Genomic DNA, 15395 nt, shown 5'->3' on the forward strand with positions numbered 1-15395 from the left:
CTGAGCCCCGTCATGCCAGGCAAACGATTTTCGGCCGTACGGGCCTGCATGGCCGTGCGGCTAGGGCACGCCTGCATGAGTACGTGGCCGCGGGGTCTCGTTGCGGAGTACCGGCAGTGGGCGCCATGGCTTCCTGCATGGTGCGGCGTTCAGCTGATGGGTTGCTCGGACCACGTTTCGGGTTCGGCGACCCAGCCGGCGGTCACGATGAGGTGGCTTCGGCGGTCCAGATGATCTATGCGGAAGCGGGTGCCCTTGGGCAGTGTGTATCGGGCGTGCTGCATAGTGGTGACGTCCCTGGTGTTGAGCGTTGGCTGGCGGGCCTCCATGAACAGTTGCTCGACTCCGAACTCGTGCAGTTCGAGCACAAGCTGGTGAAGGCAGTAGGCGCGGGCGCGCTCTTGTCTGCGCTGGTGGACCGGGGACCCGACCGCAACGACATGCAAGCCGTCGATTCCAGCCACCGTGTAGGCCAGCTCCAGCCGCTCTTTGTTATCGCGGGCGACCCAGTGCAGCTTGGCCGGGGCGTGCCGGGCGGCAAGAAGGGGTACAACGCAAAGAGGATGCAATTCGACGACGGTAAGTGGGGCGTGAAATATTCGGATCCTAACGGAGGCATGGGTGGGATCATCGGCCCGGACGGACGAGTCGTTTCCTTCTGGTACGACGACGACCACTAGGAATAAGGAAGACGTGATCCTCAGCTTCATGGATGCCTACATCCTGTGGCGCAACCTGCCGTTCCCTCGGAGCGGTTCGAGCAGGGACCTTATTCGGGCCCACAGCGATCTGGCGGAAGCCGACGAGTACGTGACGACGGTGATTCGATATGTGGAACGCGGGATCTTCAAACCGGCGCCGGTTGATGTCCTCACGATGCTTCAAGAGCTGATGCAGCGAATTGATCGGCTCGGTGGCATGGCATCGGGCGGCGACCAAACCGTCGCCCGCTCGCAACATGCATACACGGCGCTGCTCGACCTCGTTTATCGGCAGTTCCTTGAAGCGGGCCGTCCGTGTCAATAGCAGGTTCGCTTTCTCGTCGGAGTGAGGGCGGGCTGACGCCGATATGGCGTGGCCGAGGAGTACCTTGATCATGGCGAGCATGGACCGGCTGCACCCGCACCACCCTGTGCGATCAGCCTGCCCGGTTACAGGCCCACCCCGCGGGATGCAACGTGTCCGATGTCGTCATGTCCTTCGCCAGGACCGGAAAGCTGCGATCCATAGGAATCGGGATGCGCTTCGATGAGGTTATCGCACTCCTTGGTCCTGCTGATGGCAGCACGGGAGGAGACGATGCAATCTATGCCTTCGAGGATCTACAACTCGGTTTCTCGGCGAACCGTATGCTTTGGCTGATACAAGTAGAACCGCGTGGGGAAGTCCTGGTTCTGCCGACAGTGCTAGGTGGAGAGATGATCAGAAAAACGACCGACCGGAGCAGCTTCTTGCAAGACCTGCGATCAGATGGTTACGACGTTGAGCGCTGTGAGCCTTTCGCTAAGGGAGAGCTTTGGTGGAAGGTTCTACGGTCAGGCGTTCTTGTGCGTTTCGGTGACAACGGTCTCCTGGAAACGATGCAACTCGCCCGGAGGTCTGTGGCAACCACGAGGTGCGGCTGAGCCAGGAGGCGGGCATTTCTTCCAGTCGTCCCGCTGGTCTCCGTCTGGCTCATGCTTATGTATCGCAGCAGAGAGCGTTTTTGCTACAGGCGCTGCGGCATGCGCAAGAGCAGCGGGAATCGAGTAAACCGGACTATGTGACTGCGCACGCACCACTCCTCAGGAGGGAAAGGCGGGCCACTTGTTGAGGGGCTGGTCGCCCTTTTTCGGCGGTAGATGCAGGCTGGCGGAAATGCGTGCGTACCAAGGAGTTGCTGCTCCATGGCGCTGCAGTACAGAACTTCCCAGGTGCGATCACACGCACACTGTCACCCTGTTACTTCATGGAAGCGCACTTCCTGGAAGTGGTCGTCGCAAGTCACACACCGAGTCCGCGCATGGGGTTGTCGCGCCACGTGTCAGCTGCCCGGACGTATCCGTGGACGACGGGTGAGGTCTCGACCCAGCGGCCGTGGCGGGCGATGGCGAGCATGTAACGGCCAGCGGCTGCCGCCGAGAACGGCAACCAGGTTTACGTATGGCGGCGGCCGAACGGCGAAAATCAGATATTGATTCGTAATCCTGCCACTGGGCGGAACATCACCACGCAGCACTCCACCGACAGGTAAGTGGACGCTCAGATAGAAAAAGGTACGGTGGTGTAAACTTGACTGGTGATGACTTGTACACGTGCGCTTTCTGCTTCAACCCTATGCAAATCAAGGGACCCGAGGCGGAACTGAGGCTAACAGTCAAGAGAGATGGCATGCAGGCTTCGCAGGACCTATTCGCGCATACCACATGTCTTGCGTCTCGGCTGGATAGTCGACTCCCTCTAGGGGAGGTGTTTGAAGTACCCCAGTGCTAATCATCCCGCAACGTCCTGGCCGTACGTCCGGCTCGCGTAACGAGAACAATCAATACCTCATGAGGTAGGCCAGGTAGGCCGGTTGGTGATGTGCCTCGGGCACGGTTAGCTGGCGGGCATCGCGATGTTCATTCAGCCTGCGCGGGCCGGGGCATGTGCTCCATGGGAGGGCTGTCAGCTACTGACAAGGTGCACCTCGGCGATGCCTGCTTGGCGCGTGCGAGGTCACGGCTGCGTACTTTCCGCAAGTGATAGTCGCCGGTTATACACCGAGCCCGCGCATGGGGTTGTCGCGCCACATGTCCGCTGCCCGGACGTACCCATGGACGACGGGTGAGGTCTCGACCCAGCGGCCGTGGCGGGCTATGGCCAGCATGGAACGGCCGGCGGCAGCTGCGGCCGAGGCGCCGCCGGCGCGGAGTGAGTGGGCGGAGTAGCTGCCCGGGTTGTCCAAGCTGGCGGCCGCGGCGGCTGCCTTGACGCGCAGGTCGATGGACTGGGCGGTGAGCCGGTCACGGAGGTGGCCGTTACGGTCGACGCCGCGAAGGACCGCCGTCCGTGCGCTGCGCGAGGACAGGACGTCGAGCCACTGCTGGGTGACGCGGACCGGGCAGGTGTCGGCCCACTGCCCGTACGGCAGCGGGCACACCGTGCCGCGCGCCTCCTGGTCGGTCTTGGAGCTGGCGACGTAGACCTCCAGTCCTTCCTTGACGAAGCGCAGGTCGGCGTCGTTGAGCGCGACGAGCTCGGAGCGGCGGGCCTCATCCACCAGCCGACCACCAGGATGAACTGGTCGCGCATGCCGGCCATGGTGCGCGGCAGCGCGGCGACCATGGCGTGCAGCTGCTCGGGCAGGATCGGCGGGGCCTTCCGTTACCGCCAGCCGTCCTCGAGAAGTCGCCGCTTGTAGCCGCGCAGCGCGTGCCGGGCGGCCTTGGTGTTCGGCTTCGGCTGGTGCGCCAGCTCGTGCCGGCTGAGAATGCATGCGATGGCCTGGTCGATCGTCGCCGGGGACAGGCCCGCGATCACCATGGTCGCGACGTAGTTGGCCAGGGTCAGCTCCCCGCATGGCAGCGCGGTGAAGCCGTACCGCTCGCACCAGGACTCGAACTGTGTCCAGGCGCGCCGGTAGGCGGTGCGCGTGTTCTCCGCGACGCCGTCGTAGATCAGCGCGGCGGCCTCGGCGGTGAGGTACTCACGAGGAGCGTCCGGAGCGGGAAGATCGTCTCCGGCGAAGACTACCTTCCCGCGCAGCATCACCCCGTCGACCTGGCGCTCCATCCTGCTCGCTCCCCTGTAAATTGATCAACTATCGATAAGGACGATGGCGGTAGGGGCCGCGCGCGGTGCACACCACGTCCCTTCGAATCAGTCGCACCCCGATGGCCCTATCACGTTTTGCACGTCGGCGAACACCTGATAGCCGCGCACGTCAAGGCGGGCTTGCCGGTCGTGCTGAGCCCAGAGCACGGTGTAGCCGTCTGCCTGCCACGCGCGGCCGAGGTACACACCGCCGAGCGAGCTCTGGCGGTCGCTGTCGTACAGCGGCAGACCGGCCTCGAATACAGCACTGGCAATGTCCGCGGCCAGCACCACCTGCGGGCTGCGGTCGCGCCTGCGGCGGGCGCGGTCGTGCCATGAGCGCGCAGCCGGTTCATGATCCGCGACTCTGTCACCGTGGTCAGCCAGGGATCTCCCGCACCTCGAGGTGCCACGCCCGTCTGCAGGCGGTCACCCTGGCCCACGCGATCCGTGGGTCGACCACGAACGCGTGCCGCGCGTTCGCGAGCGCGTCGAAGCTGCCCGGACACTCCCCGCCGCCGGCGCATTCGCGCATGCGGTCGTGGCCGAGCGACTCTCCGAACACGTCGTGCAGAGCGGAGCAGAAATAGGCGTAGGCGGCGAAGTCGAGGCGAAGGCGGGCCGCGTCCGCGGATTCGCCCGGCTCCCCCTTCAGCACGGCGTCGATGATCTCCATCGGCGGTTTGGCGGCGCCGCCCGCGTGACCGATGTCGTAGAGGACCTCCTCGAGATCTCCGCCGCCGCTCGGGCAGGCGACACCGAGCGCATGGCCGATCGCCCGGGCCTTGCGGGTCAGCTCGTCCCGGACCAGCGCGGAGCACAGGTCGCCGAGCGAGGGTGGCGCGAGGGCGGTCCCCCGCCCGGCGACGTCCTCCATCGCGAGCACGTACCGGTCGGCCTCCATGACGAGCGCGGACGGCTCCTCGCCGGCGTCTCCCGCCATCATGGAGGCGCCGATGCGCACCAACTGGCGCGCCGACCGGATCAGGTCGCGGGCCAGCCCTCCCGACAACACGTGACACAACGCGACGTACGGCTCGCTCAGCCCGATCACCCGGCGGTACAGGAGCCTGCGACTCTCCGCGTAGTCGAGCAGCCCGACGCGCGCGATCTCGTCGAAGGAGCTGTCGAAGGCGTCCCTCGCCGGGATGCCCCGCCGCTCGAAGGCCATGAGGGCGTCGTCGGACACCGAGATCATGAAGTACACGTGCGGAACGCCGAAGATGCCCTTGATCTCGTTGAGGAACCGCTCGGCCTGATCGGCGGACCCGATCTTGTCGAGTTCGTCCACCCCGACGAACACGTTCTCCCCTCGCGCGTGCGCGAACGTGGCGACCCGGTGGGCGAAGGATCGGAACTGCTCCACGACCTCCGGATAGCTGAGTGGCTGTTCCGCGTGGGTGACGCTTCCCGTCACCTGGCCCTCGAACCCGGCGGCCAGTTTGACCCCACTCGACCACCCGAGGGTGCGCGACTGCAGGAACCGCACCCTGAGCAGGTTGCGCCGGGCCGCGGCCACGATGCCCGCCCGGGCACGCCGGGACGCGCGCCGCCGTACGAGCAGGCCGCTCCACCGCTTCGTCCGGCGCGCGAGTCCGAGCAGACCGAGGGCCGCCGCCGGCGTGACGATCCATACCGCCGGCACTCCCAGGGAGGCCGAGACCGGCTCTGCCGCAACGAGCATGAGGAGCAGGACGAGTACATGATTGACGACGGTTCCGGCCCGCTCGGCCAGGACGCGCCTGAGCCCGCGTACGCGCCTGCGGAACGCCGCCCGGCCCGCGTGCCGGGGAGTGGCGTAATGGGCGACGACGGCCCGGCAGAACGTCGCGAACAGATGGAGCACGAAGTCGCGCGCCGCGTAGTCGACGGGCGCGGAGACCATGCACCGCAGGTCATCGCCCGTCGCGCCCGGAGGTTCGCCGGGAGCGGCCGGGGGCGACCCGGGGGAGCAGTAGCGCCGCACGATCGTCGACTTGCCCGACCCCCGGGGACCGGCGATGCCGAGGCTGATCCCCGCGACGCTCCTGATCAGTGCGTCGACCTGGTCGATGGTGTGGGTGTCCACGTTGTACGCGCTGTCGTACACCTCGCTCAGGCCGGGGCTGCTGCTCACCGAGAAGGCGTGGTCGAAGCGGTTCTCCCGCATCGTGTTGAGGAGCGTCCGCACCTGGGCGAGGAGCTCGACGCGGCTCACCGCGACGATCAGACGGTCGCGCGCGAGCGTGAGCGGCGAATACCAGTCGGGGATCAGTCCCGGGAGCAGGATCTTGTGTCCGATGATGAGCCCGATGCGCGGCTTCGACAGCAGGTGCGCCGCGGCGGCCGCCGTCACCGCCGAGCCTCCTGCCCAGAGTGCGATCCACGACCAGTCCCACCACCGGGCGAGGGCGCCGAACGCGATAATGACTGTCCCCGCCCCGGCGATTCCGCGGCTCAGGTACCGCAGCACGACCTGCTCGTGGGGCGGATCCGGACCCGGCAGCTCCTCACGGCCGACGTGCGTACGTCTGGACAGCTCGGCCCGGTACGCGGCGTACTCGTCCGGCGCGAGGCTCAGCACCCGGTGCGCACCGATCAGCAGCCTCGACCGCACCGCGCTTCCGGGCAGGCGGAGGTCGGCCAGCGCGCTCCTGATCTCCGGCCGCGCCATCACCCGGTCCAGCGCGGTCATGTACATGTCGAACAACGCCGGGTCCTCGGACAGAGGGTTCGGCTCGGCCGCCATGGTCCTCACCCCGGACTACTTCGGGACCGGACCGGGAGCGGCCCTGGCCTCAGCCTCGCCGCGCCCGGCGGCGGTGGCCACGGGCGGAAGGCATGGCGTGGCGGGCCGAGTGACGTGCGGCGGCGGTGACCTTCGCCACCCGCCGCCGGACGGCGCCTACGCCGGCGAGGATCCGCCGGCGTAGGGGAGGGGTCTCATCCGTGCAGCGGGACGGTCCATTCGAGGCGGGCGCCGCCGGCCTCGGGGGAGGTGACGTCGAAGGCGCCGCCGAGTCGTTCGGCGCGGTCGGCGAGGTTGCGCAGGCCGCTGCGGCGGCCTTCGGATGGGATGCCGACGCCGTCGTCCTGGACCAGGAGCGTCAGGTGCCCGTCGGCGGCGTGGACGGTGACGTCGGCGCGGCGGGCTTTGGCGTGGCGGACGAGGTTGGACAGGGCCTCGCGGAGCACGGCGAGCAGGTGTTCGGCGACCTCGGGGGGCACGTCGTTGTCGAGGCGGCCCTCCAGGCTCAGGCCGGGCATGAAGCCCAGGTGGCCGCGGGCGCCTTCGACCAGGTCGACGATCTGGGCGCGGAGGCTGGGCGCGGTGTGCTCGCGCGGGGTCTGCAGGGCGAAGATGGTCGAGCGGATCTGGCGGATGGTGGTGTCGAGCTCGTCGATCGCGTTCTGCAGGCGGGAGGAGGCTTCGGGGCGTTCGACCAGGCGTACCGCGCTCATCAGGGTCATGGCCACGGCGAACAGGCGTTGGATGACGACGTCGTGCAGGTCCTTGGCGATGCGGTCGCGGTCTTCCAGCAGGCCGAGCCGTTCGGCGTCGCGGCGGGTCTCGGCCAGTTCCAGGGCGACGGCGGCCTGTCCGGCGAAGGCGTGCAGTGTCCGTAGTTCGGACTGGCTGAACGGCATCCGTCCCGAGCGTTTGACCAGGGCGAGCACCCCGCGCACGGCTCCCGGCGCACCCAGCGGCACGGCGCCGGCCGGGCCCACCGGCGGGTCGTCGGCCCAGACCAGACGCACCTGGTTGTGGTCGAGATCGTCCAGCGCCAGCGGTTCGCCGCTGAGAAACGCCCGGCCCGCCAGGGACCCCTCGATCGCGACCTCGTCGCCGACGAGACGGACGCCCTGCTGCCCGTCGTCGGCCGGTGCGCCGTCCTCCAGTGCCACGTGCAGGGTGTCGTCGCCCTTGCCCGGGAGCAGGATCGCCGCGGCGTCGGCGTCGGCCATCTCACGGGCACGCCGCGCGATCAGCGTGAGGACCTCCTGCGGCTCGCCACCGGACAACAACCGGGTCGTGATGTCGGCCGAGGCCTGCAGCCAGGTCTCCCGCCGCCGGCTGTCCTCGTACAACCGCGCGTTCTCGATCGCCACACCCGCGGCCGTGGCGAGCGCCACCACGATCGCCTCGTCGTCCTCGTCGAAGTCCCCGCCCCCGCGCTTCTCGGTCAGATACAGATTGCCGAACACCTCGTCACGCACCCGGATCGGCACACCCAGGAAACTCCCCATCGGCGGATGACCCGGCGGGAACCCATAGGACTCGGGATGCTCGGCGATGTGCGACAACCGCAGCGTCTGCGGCTCCTTGATCAGCAGACCGAGCAGGCCCAGCCCGTGCGGCCAGTGCTCGATCCTGGCGATCTCCTCCTCGCTCAAGCCCACCGGCACGAACTGGACGAGCGTGTTCTCCTCCCCGATCACGCCCATCGCCCCGTAGGTCGCATCCACCAGCGTGGTGGCGGTCGCCACGATCCGCCGCAGCACCACCTCCAGGTCCAGATCGCTGCCGATCGACACGACCGCTTCCAGCAGCGCGTGCACCCGGTCACGCGTGGCGAGCACTGCCTCCAGACGCGCCTGCAACTCCGCCAGCAAATCGTCCAGCCGCATGCTGGGAACCAGCGACCGCTGCTCGTTCTCCCTCATAAGGCGAAGTTTGGCATCACCGGCACGCCCGTGCCCACCCCGGGAGAACCGGGGGGCGCTCACCGGGGCCGAGGGCCTCCTCCGCGAGAGGCGGCTCAGGAGTACAGGACCGACAGGAACCGGACGAGGACCGCCTCGCGGGCCGCGGCCGGCAGCGCGTCGAGCACGGCGTTCACGACGGCCATCCCGGGCTGCCCGGTGGCGATGAGGTCGATGCCCACCGACGCGGCGAGCTCGGCGAACGTGGCGTCGTCCAGCGCGTCGAGGTCGATGGACGCGATCAGCTCGGGCAGGCCCTGCGGCACCTCGGCCGGCCCTCGCTTCCGGGCGGCCTCGGCCGCCTCCGCGATCACCTCCAGCATCGCGTCCACCCCGGCCAGCGTCACGCCGGTGACCGTCACGTGGATGTTGGCCGGGATCCCGGCGTACGACAGCTGCGGCTGGAGGAACCAGCCGAGCCGGCGCGCCTCGTCGGCGAGCACGAAGACGTCCACCTCGGCGGAGCCGGCGACGGCGACCAGCGCGGCCTCCGGCTCACCGAGCACCCGCAGGCCGGGGATCTTCCCGACGCCGTCGGCCAGCCGCCGGGTCGCCTCCAGCGTCCTGCGGCCGAGCTCCAGGTAGCCCTCCCGGCCGAGGGCCTGCAGGGTCGCCCAGGCGCCGCCGAGCGGCCCGGCCGAGCGCGAGCTCTGCACGGTCGCGTTGATGATCGTGTAGCCGGGCCAGGCCGCCGAGGCGAAGTAGGCCCGGCGGCGCAGCTCCGCGTCGCGGAACAGCAGCACCGATGCCCCCTTCGGCGCGTACCCGAACTTGTGCAGGTCGCAGGAGATCGAGGTGACGCCGGGCACGCTCAGGTCGAAGGGCGGGATCGCGGCCCCGGCCTCGCGCAGCCACGGCAGCAGCCAGCCGCCGACGCAGGCGTCCACGTGGCACGGCACGCCGCGCGAGGCGGCGAGCGCGGCGACCTCCTCGACCGGGTCGACGACGCCCTGCGGATAGGACGGCGCCGAGACCACGGCCAGCGCGGTCCGTTCGTCCAGCGCGTCCTCGAACGCCGGGACCGAGGCGCGGTAGCCGGCCGGGTCCACCGGGACCGGCACGATCTCCATGCCGAGGTAGTGCGCGGCCTTGTGGAACGCCGGGTGCGCGGTGACCGGCAGCACGACCCGGGTGGCGCCGGGGCGGGCGTCGCGGGCCGCCTTCACCGCCAGCATGATCGACTCGGTGCCGCCGCTGGTGAAGATCCCCGGCGCGCCGGGACGTCCGAGCAGCTCGGCGACCGCCCCGACGACCTGACGCTCCAGCGCGACCATGCTGGGGAAGGCCGTCGGGTCGAGCATGTTGACCTCGAGCATCTCCGCGTACGCCCGGTGCGCGGCCTCGTGCACCTCCGGCAGGCCGGTGTCGTAGACGTAGGCCGTCACCTTGCCGCCGCGGACCGGCAGGTCGGCCGCCTTCAGGGCGGTGAGCTCGGCGAGCAGTTCGGCGACGGGCCTGCCGTGGTCGGGAAGCATGGAACTCCTCAACGTGCCAGGGGGATCCGGACGACGGCGCGCAGTCCGGGGGAGGCGTCCTCCAGATGGACCGTACCGCCGTGGGCCTCGACCGTGGTGCGCACGATCGCGAGACCGAGCCCGGCGCCGCCGTCGTCGCGGCTGCGCGCGTCGTCGAGCCGGGTGAACCGGTCGAAGACCCGCTCGCGGTCCTCCGGCGGGATGCCCGGCCCGTCGTCGGCGACGGTCAGCTCCGCGACCGCCCCGTCGGCGCGTACGCCGATCCGGACCGCCGACGCCGCGTGCCGCAGGGCGTTGCCGACCAGGTTGGCGAGCACCCGCCGCAGGTCCAGGGCGTCGCCGAGCACGACGGGAGACGGCCCGGGCGCGAGGTCGAGGTCGAGGCCGTGCCGCTCGGCCGTACGGCGGGCGAGCTCGGCCAGGTCGACCGGCTCCCGCCGGCCCAGGCGGCCCTCGTCGAGCCGGGCGAGCGCGAGCAGGTCCTCGGCGAGCCGGGACAGCCGGAGGGTGTCCTCCAGCACCCCTTCCGCCGTCTCCTTCCAGTCCTGCCCCTCCGGGTGGCTGAGTGCGACCTCCAGCTGGAGCCGGATGCTCGCGAGCGGGCTGCGCAACTCGTGCGCGGCGTCGGAGACCAGCGCCCGCTGGCGCGCGTCGGCCTCCTCCAGCCGCCCGAGCATGTCGTTGAGCGTGGTCGCGAGCGCGTGGACCTCGTCGCGGGCCTCGGGCACCGGCAGCCGCCGCGACCGCGCCGTCGCGCCCACCTCGGCCGCGCCCCGCCGCAGCAGCGCGATGGGCCGCAGCGTGCGCCCGACGACCAGCCACGAGACCGCCGCCAGCAGCGCGAGCAGGAGCGGCACGCCGACGGCAAGCACGTGCCCGGTGGTCACCAGGCTGCTCTCCACCTCGGCGAACGACCGCGCCACGATCACCGTCACGCCGCGATCCGCGCTGAGCGCCCGCACCCGCAGCGGCCCCGGCAGCGCGTACGGCCTGCCGTCCAGGAAGAGGGGCTCGCCGGTGCGCACGGCGGCCTCCCGCGCCTCCGCCGGCAGCAGGGGGACCAGGCGGTCGGTGTTGGGGGTGGCGTCGACGATGCGCCCGTCCCGGTCGAGCACCTGGACGATCGTGTTGTCCGCCGAGACGACGGGATCGGACAGCCGGTCCGCGTCCGACAGCGCGACGATCTCACGGCCCCGCTGGTAGACCTGGTCGTCGATGCGGCGGACGAGCGCCTCGCCGAGCACCGCGACGAACACGTACGCCGACACGGCGAGGGCGAGCGCCAGCACGGCGGTCGCGGCGGCGGTCACCCGGAACCGCAGGCTCTGCCGCCGCCACCACGTCACGGGGCGCGCGAGAACGGGGGGATCGGGCGGGCGCACGGCTCAGCCGCCGTCGCTCGCGAGCCGGTATCCGGCTCCGCGCACGGTCTGCAGGGCGGCGCGCCCGAAGGGCGTGTCGATCTTCCTGCGGAGATACCCGACGTACACCTCGACCACGTTCGGATCGGTGTCGTAGGTGTCCCACACGTGCTCCAGGATCTCCGGCTTCGACACCACCTCGCCCGGCCGGCGCATCAGATACTCCAGCAGCGCGAACTCCCTGGGCGTCAGCTCGACCGGCTCCTCGCCCCGCGCGACGTGCCGGGCCGCGGGGTCGAGCGACAGGTCGCCCGCGCGCAGCACGGCGGGCCTGCGGCCGCCGCCCCGGCGCAGCAGCGCCCGGAGACGGGCCACCAGCACGACGTACGAGAACGGCTTGGTGAGGTAGTCGTCGGCGCCGAGGTCGAGCCCGTCGGCCATGTCGTACTCGCCGTCCTTGGCCGACAGCATGAGGATCGGCACCCAGTTCTCCTCCGCGCGCAGCTGCTTGCACACGTTGTAGCCGGACATGCCGGGCAGCATGATGTCGAGCACGACCACGTCGTAGTCGCCGACGCGGGCCAGGTGCAGGCCCTCGTGGCCGTCGTGCGCCAGGTCGACGGCGAAGCCCTCCGCCTGCAGTCCGCGGCGCAGCGCCGCCGCCATCCGCCGCTCGTCCTCCACCACCAGAACCCGCATTGCCCCAGTGTGGCCCCTTTCGTCCGTGCGGGTGCGGCGTGCCTGAGAGGCCTCTCAGCCCGTCTCAGCGTCGGCACAGGAACCTCCCGGCAGTCTCGAGTCGTCAGGTTTCCGCCCATAGTGGGAGATGTGAGATGGCGAAGAGAGCCCGAGCCGTGAGGTGGGGAGTGCCGGTGGCGGCGGTGGCCGTGGTGGCGGCGGCCGTGGGGACCGGCCCGGTGATCGCGGCGGTGCGCAGCGACCCGTCGCTGCCGGACCGTACGGCGGAGCAGTTGCTGGCCGAGGTCGCGCGCACCTGGCAGAACGGCCGGATGCCGCAGATGTCCGGCACGATCGTCGAGACGGCGTCGCTCGGCCTGCCCGCGCTGCCCGGCCTGTCGGGCCTGTCCGGGCCGCCCGGGTCGGCCGGGGCCTCGCCGGCGTCGCTGCTGTCGGGGTCGCACCAGCTCAAGATCTGGTACGCGGGGGAGAACCGGTTCCGCCTCATGCTGCCGGGGGAGATGAGCGAGACCGACCTCATCGCCGACGGCGACGAGGTGTGGCTGTGGGACAGCGCCGCGAACAAGGCGACCCGCATGACCGCTCCGGCGGCCACCGGCGGCAGGCCGGAGGGCGCCTTCCCGATGCGGCCCGGATCCGCGACGCCGTTCGACACGCGGTTCGCGACGCCGGAGCAGGCCGCGCGGCAGGCGCTGGAGGCGGCCGGCACCGACACCGCGATCGGCGTCGGCGAGAACGTGACGGTCGCGGGCCGCGCGGCCTACCAGATCGTGCTGACGCCCAAGGCGGCCGACTCGCTGATCAAGGACGTCCGGGTGGCGCTCGACGGAGAGAAGCTGATGCCGCTGCGTGTCCAGGTGTACGCGAAGGGCGCGGCCGAGCCGGTCTTCGAGGTCGGCTTCGAGTCGCTGTCGTTCACCGCTCCCGCCCCGGAGAACTTCGCCTTCACGCCGCCGCCCGGCGCGAAGGTCGAGGAGGGGACCGCCGTGCCTTCCGCCGGGCACCGGCCGGAGGCGGCCGCCGAGGCCCGCGACCGGGGCCGCGTCGTCGGCTCGGGCTGGGACAGCGTGCTCGTCACGTCCCTGCCCGACGCCCCCGCCGAACGGTCCGGCGAGCGGGACGGCGAGCGGGACGGCGTGGATCTCGCGGCGCTGCTCGACGGCGTGCGCTCGTCGGCCACCCCGGTCAGCGGGGCGTGGGGGAGCGGCAGGCTGCTGCGCACGAAGGTGGTGTCGATCCTGATCACCGACGACGGCCGCCTGCTCGCCGGCGCCGTCACCCCGGAGGCCCTCTACCGGGCGGCGGGTGAGAAGAGATGACCCGGCCCACGCACCGCGGACGGACGGGATCGCGGAGGACATCACGCGGGACATCACGGTGGACAGCCGGATGGACATCACGGTGGACGCGGTGACGGTGGGCACGCGCGCGGGGGCGCTCCGGGACGACGCCGGGGCACCCTCGCCCTCCTCCGAGGGCGCGGGCGCGCACGCCATCGTCACGTCCGGTCTCACCAAGCGCTTCCGGGGCGGCCAGGTGGCGGTCGACGCGGTCGACCTGGCGGTGCCGCGCGGCGCCGTCTTCGGCTTCCTCGGCCCCAACGGCTCGGGCAAGACCACGACGATCCGCATGCTGCTCGGCCTGGTCGCCCCGACCGCCGGCACGTGGTCGCTGCTCGGCACGCCCATGCCCGCCGGGCTGGCGCGGGCGCTGCCGCGCGTCGGCGCGGTGGTCGAGGGGCCGGCCTTCTACCCGTACCTGTCGGGCGAGGCGAACCTGCGCCGCTTGGACGCGGCCGGCCCGGGGGCCGACCCGCGTACGGCGCGGGCCAGGATCGGCGCGGCGCTGGAGCGCGTCGGGCTGACGGCGGCGGCCGGAAAGCGCTACCGGAACTACTCGCTCGGCATGCGCCAGCGCCTGGCCATCGCCGCCGCGCTGCTGGTCCCGAGGGAGCTGCTCGTGCTGGACGAGCCGACCAACGGCCTCGACCCGCAGGGCACCAGGGAGGTGCGCACGCTGATCAGGAGGATCGCCGAGGACGGCACGACCGTCTTCGTCTCCTCCCACCTGCTGAGCGAGGTCGAGCAGATGTGCACCCACGTGGGCGTCATGCGCACCGGCAGGCTCGTCGCCCAGGGGCCGATCGCCGCCCTTCGAGCGTCGGGCGAACAGGCGCGCCTGCGCGTGGAGACGCCGGACGTCGGCGCGGCGGCGGCCGTGCTGTCCCGGGCCGGGCTGCGCGAGGTGCGCGCGGGGGACGGCGAGGTGACGGCGGTCGCCGGCGAGGAGGCGCCGGAACGGCTCTGCGCGCTGCTCGTCGGCGAGGGCGTGGCCGTACGCGGGTTCGGCGTGGTCCGGCCCACGCTCGAGGAGATCTTCGTCGGGCTGACGGGGGAGGGGTTCGATGTCGGTGCGTGAGAACGCGACAGCCGTGTCCGAGGCCGTGTCCGGGGTCCGGCCGGGGGAGGAGGCCGGGCCGCCGGCGCGGGAGGAGCGGCCGTCCGCCCACGCCACCGGGCCCGCAGCGGGCGTGCCGTCGGCGGGGCGGACGACGCGCCATCTGACGAGGCTGCTGGCCTCCGAGATCGGCCTGACGTTCCGCCGCCCGCGCAACCTCGCGATGCTCGGGGTGCTGGCCGTGGTGCCGGTGCTGGTCGGCGTCGCGGTGCGGGTCGCGTCGGGTGAGGACGTGGGCGGCTCGATCGTCGGGCAGATCGCGGGCAACGGCCTGATGCTGACGTTCGCCGCGTTCGTCGCGATGATGCCGATCGTGCTGCCCCTGACCGTGGCGGTCGTGGCGGGCGACGCGATCGCCGGCGAGGCCGCCCAGGGCACCCTGCGCTACCTGCTCGTCGCCCCGGCGGGCCGCACCAGGCTGCTCGCGGTCAAGTACGCCAACGTCGTGGTCTTCTGCCTCGCGGCGTGCGCGGTGGTGGCGCTGTCGGCGCTGGCGGCCGGGTTGGTCCTGTTCCCGGTCGGGCCGGTGACGCTGCTGTCCGGCACGACGATCCCGGCGGGCGGCGCCCTGCTGCGCGTGGGGGTGGTCGTCCTGTACGCCGCCGCGGGGATGGCCGCGCTCGGCGCGGTCGCGCTCGCGGTGTCCACACTGACCGAGGCGCCGATCGGGGCGGTGGCATCGAGCGTCGTGCTGGTGGTGGTCAGCCAGGTCCTGTCCGCGATCCCACAGGTCGCGGCCGTGCGGCCGTTCCTGCTGACCTCGTGGTGGGGCGCGTTCGACGGGGCGTTGCGGGCGCCGGTGGCGTTCGACCAGATGGGACAGGGGCTGCTCGCCTTCGCCGCCTACGCCCTCGTCGCCGGGTCCGTCGCCTGGGCGCGCTTCACGAGCAAGGACATCACGGCGTAAGTGCTGCCCTTTACCGTTCTTTGTCGCTAGTGTTGCCGC

At 71.0% G+C, this 15395-nt stretch carries 14 protein-coding genes; 6 read left to right on the forward strand and 8 right to left on the reverse strand.

From position 1 onward, the window contains the following. The first annotated feature begins 116 nt into the window (after nucleotides 1-116). From HHX41_RS09665 to HHX41_RS09675, 3 genes are all read left to right on the forward strand, one after another. On the forward strand, nucleotides 117-680 hold the full coding sequence (locus HHX41_RS09665) for a hypothetical protein (protein ID WP_182905623.1): 564 nt from the start codon (nucleotides 117-119) through the stop codon (nucleotides 678-680). A 13-nt stretch (nucleotides 681-693) separates the two neighbouring features. After that, complete coding sequence (locus tag HHX41_RS09670) at nucleotides 694-1026, forward strand: hypothetical protein (protein ID WP_182905624.1); 333 nt, start codon at nucleotides 694-696, stop codon at nucleotides 1024-1026. 152 nt (nucleotides 1027-1178) lie between these two features. Continuing rightward, entirely contained in the window at nucleotides 1179-1625 is a 447-nt protein-coding gene (locus HHX41_RS09675) for a hypothetical protein (RefSeq protein ID WP_182905625.1), read from the forward strand. Between the two features lie 1109 nt (nucleotides 1626-2734). Here HHX41_RS09675 and HHX41_RS09680 read toward each other — a convergent pair. The 8 genes from HHX41_RS09680 to HHX41_RS09715 form a co-directional block, all read right to left on the reverse strand. After that, nucleotides 2735-3241 (reverse strand): integrase, encoded by a 507-nt coding sequence (locus HHX41_RS09680; RefSeq protein ID WP_182905626.1) that lies wholly within the window; start codon nucleotides 3239-3241, stop codon nucleotides 2735-2737. Nucleotides 3242-3345: 104 nt separating this feature from the next. Then, nucleotides 3346-3753 (reverse strand): hypothetical protein, encoded by a 408-nt coding sequence (locus tag HHX41_RS09685; RefSeq protein WP_182905627.1) that lies wholly within the window; start codon nucleotides 3751-3753, stop codon nucleotides 3346-3348. 87 nt (nucleotides 3754-3840) lie between these two features. Continuing rightward, nucleotides 3841-4065, reverse strand: a complete 225-nt coding sequence (locus HHX41_RS09690) for a hypothetical protein (protein WP_182905628.1) — start codon at nucleotides 4063-4065, stop codon at nucleotides 3841-3843. An 88-nt stretch (nucleotides 4066-4153) separates the two neighbouring features. Beyond that, nucleotides 4154-6502: a hypothetical protein gene (locus HHX41_RS09695; protein ID WP_182905629.1), complete on the reverse strand. Its 2349-nt coding sequence runs from the start codon at nucleotides 6500-6502 to the stop codon at nucleotides 4154-4156. Nucleotides 6503-6696: 194 nt separating this feature from the next. Beyond that, a complete protein-coding gene (locus HHX41_RS09700; RefSeq protein ID WP_182905630.1) occupies nucleotides 6697-8418 on the reverse strand; it encodes a GAF domain-containing protein in 1722 nt (573 codons plus the stop codon). Between the two features lie 95 nt (nucleotides 8419-8513). After that, entirely contained in the window at nucleotides 8514-9932 is a 1419-nt protein-coding gene (locus HHX41_RS09705) for an aspartate aminotransferase family protein (RefSeq protein ID WP_182905631.1), read from the reverse strand. Nucleotides 9933-9940: 8 nt separating this feature from the next. Beyond that, a complete protein-coding gene (locus tag HHX41_RS09710) occupies nucleotides 9941-11278 on the reverse strand; it encodes an ATP-binding protein (RefSeq protein ID WP_310741884.1) in 1338 nt (445 codons plus the stop codon). A 39-nt stretch (nucleotides 11279-11317) separates the two neighbouring features. Continuing rightward, nucleotides 11318-11992: a response regulator transcription factor gene (locus HHX41_RS09715; protein ID WP_169982436.1), complete on the reverse strand. Its 675-nt coding sequence runs from the start codon at nucleotides 11990-11992 to the stop codon at nucleotides 11318-11320. A 134-nt stretch (nucleotides 11993-12126) separates the two neighbouring features. Here HHX41_RS09715 and HHX41_RS09720 point away from each other — a divergent pair, with 134 nt between their 5' ends. The 3 genes from HHX41_RS09720 to HHX41_RS09730 are packed head-to-tail and all read left to right on the forward strand — an operon-like array spanning nucleotide 12127 to nucleotide 15356. Further along, nucleotides 12127-13311, forward strand: a complete 1185-nt coding sequence (locus tag HHX41_RS09720; RefSeq protein WP_182905633.1) for a DUF2092 domain-containing protein — start codon at nucleotides 12127-12129, stop codon at nucleotides 13309-13311. Beyond that, on the forward strand, nucleotides 13298-14410 hold the full coding sequence (locus HHX41_RS09725; RefSeq protein ID WP_310741885.1) for an ABC transporter ATP-binding protein: 1113 nt from the start codon (nucleotides 13298-13300) through the stop codon (nucleotides 14408-14410). The genes HHX41_RS09720 and HHX41_RS09725 overlap by 14 nt, the downstream gene beginning before the upstream one ends. After that, nucleotides 14397-15356, forward strand: a complete 960-nt coding sequence (locus HHX41_RS09730; RefSeq protein WP_182905634.1) for an ABC transporter permease — start codon at nucleotides 14397-14399, stop codon at nucleotides 15354-15356. Before HHX41_RS09725 ends, HHX41_RS09730 begins: the two co-directional genes overlap by 14 nt. Nucleotides 15357-15395 lie beyond the last annotated feature (39 nt).

The organism is Microbispora sp. H13382 (assembly GCF_014161445.1).
Classification (GTDB): Bacteria; Actinomycetota; Actinomycetes; order Streptosporangiales; family Streptosporangiaceae; genus Microbispora.

Bases quoted from the DNA above. Each gene is read 5' to 3' on its own strand.
- HHX41_RS09685 (WP_182905627.1), bottom strand. From the start codon at position 3,753: ATGGAGCGCCAGGTCGACGGGGTGATGCTGCGCGGGAAGGTAGTCTTC.
- HHX41_RS09695 (WP_182905629.1), bottom strand. From the start codon at position 6,502: ATGGCGGCCGAGCCGAACCCTCTGTCCGAGGACCCGGCGTTGTTCGAC.
- HHX41_RS09700 (WP_182905630.1), bottom strand. From the start codon at position 8,418: ATGAGGGAGAACGAGCAGCGGTCGCTGGTTCCCAGCATGCGGCTGGAC.
- HHX41_RS09705 (WP_182905631.1), bottom strand. From the start codon at position 9,932: ATGCTTCCCGACCACGGCAGGCCCGTCGCCGAACTGCTCGCCGAGCTC.
- HHX41_RS09715 (WP_169982436.1), bottom strand. From the start codon at position 11,992: ATGCGGGTTCTGGTGGTGGAGGACGAGCGGCGGATGGCGGCGGCGCTG.
- HHX41_RS09720 (WP_182905633.1), top strand. From the start codon at position 12,127: ATGGCGAAGAGAGCCCGAGCCGTGAGGTGGGGAGTGCCGGTGGCGGCG.
- HHX41_RS09730 (WP_182905634.1), top strand. From the start codon at position 14,397: ATGTCGGTGCGTGAGAACGCGACAGCCGTGTCCGAGGCCGTGTCCGGG.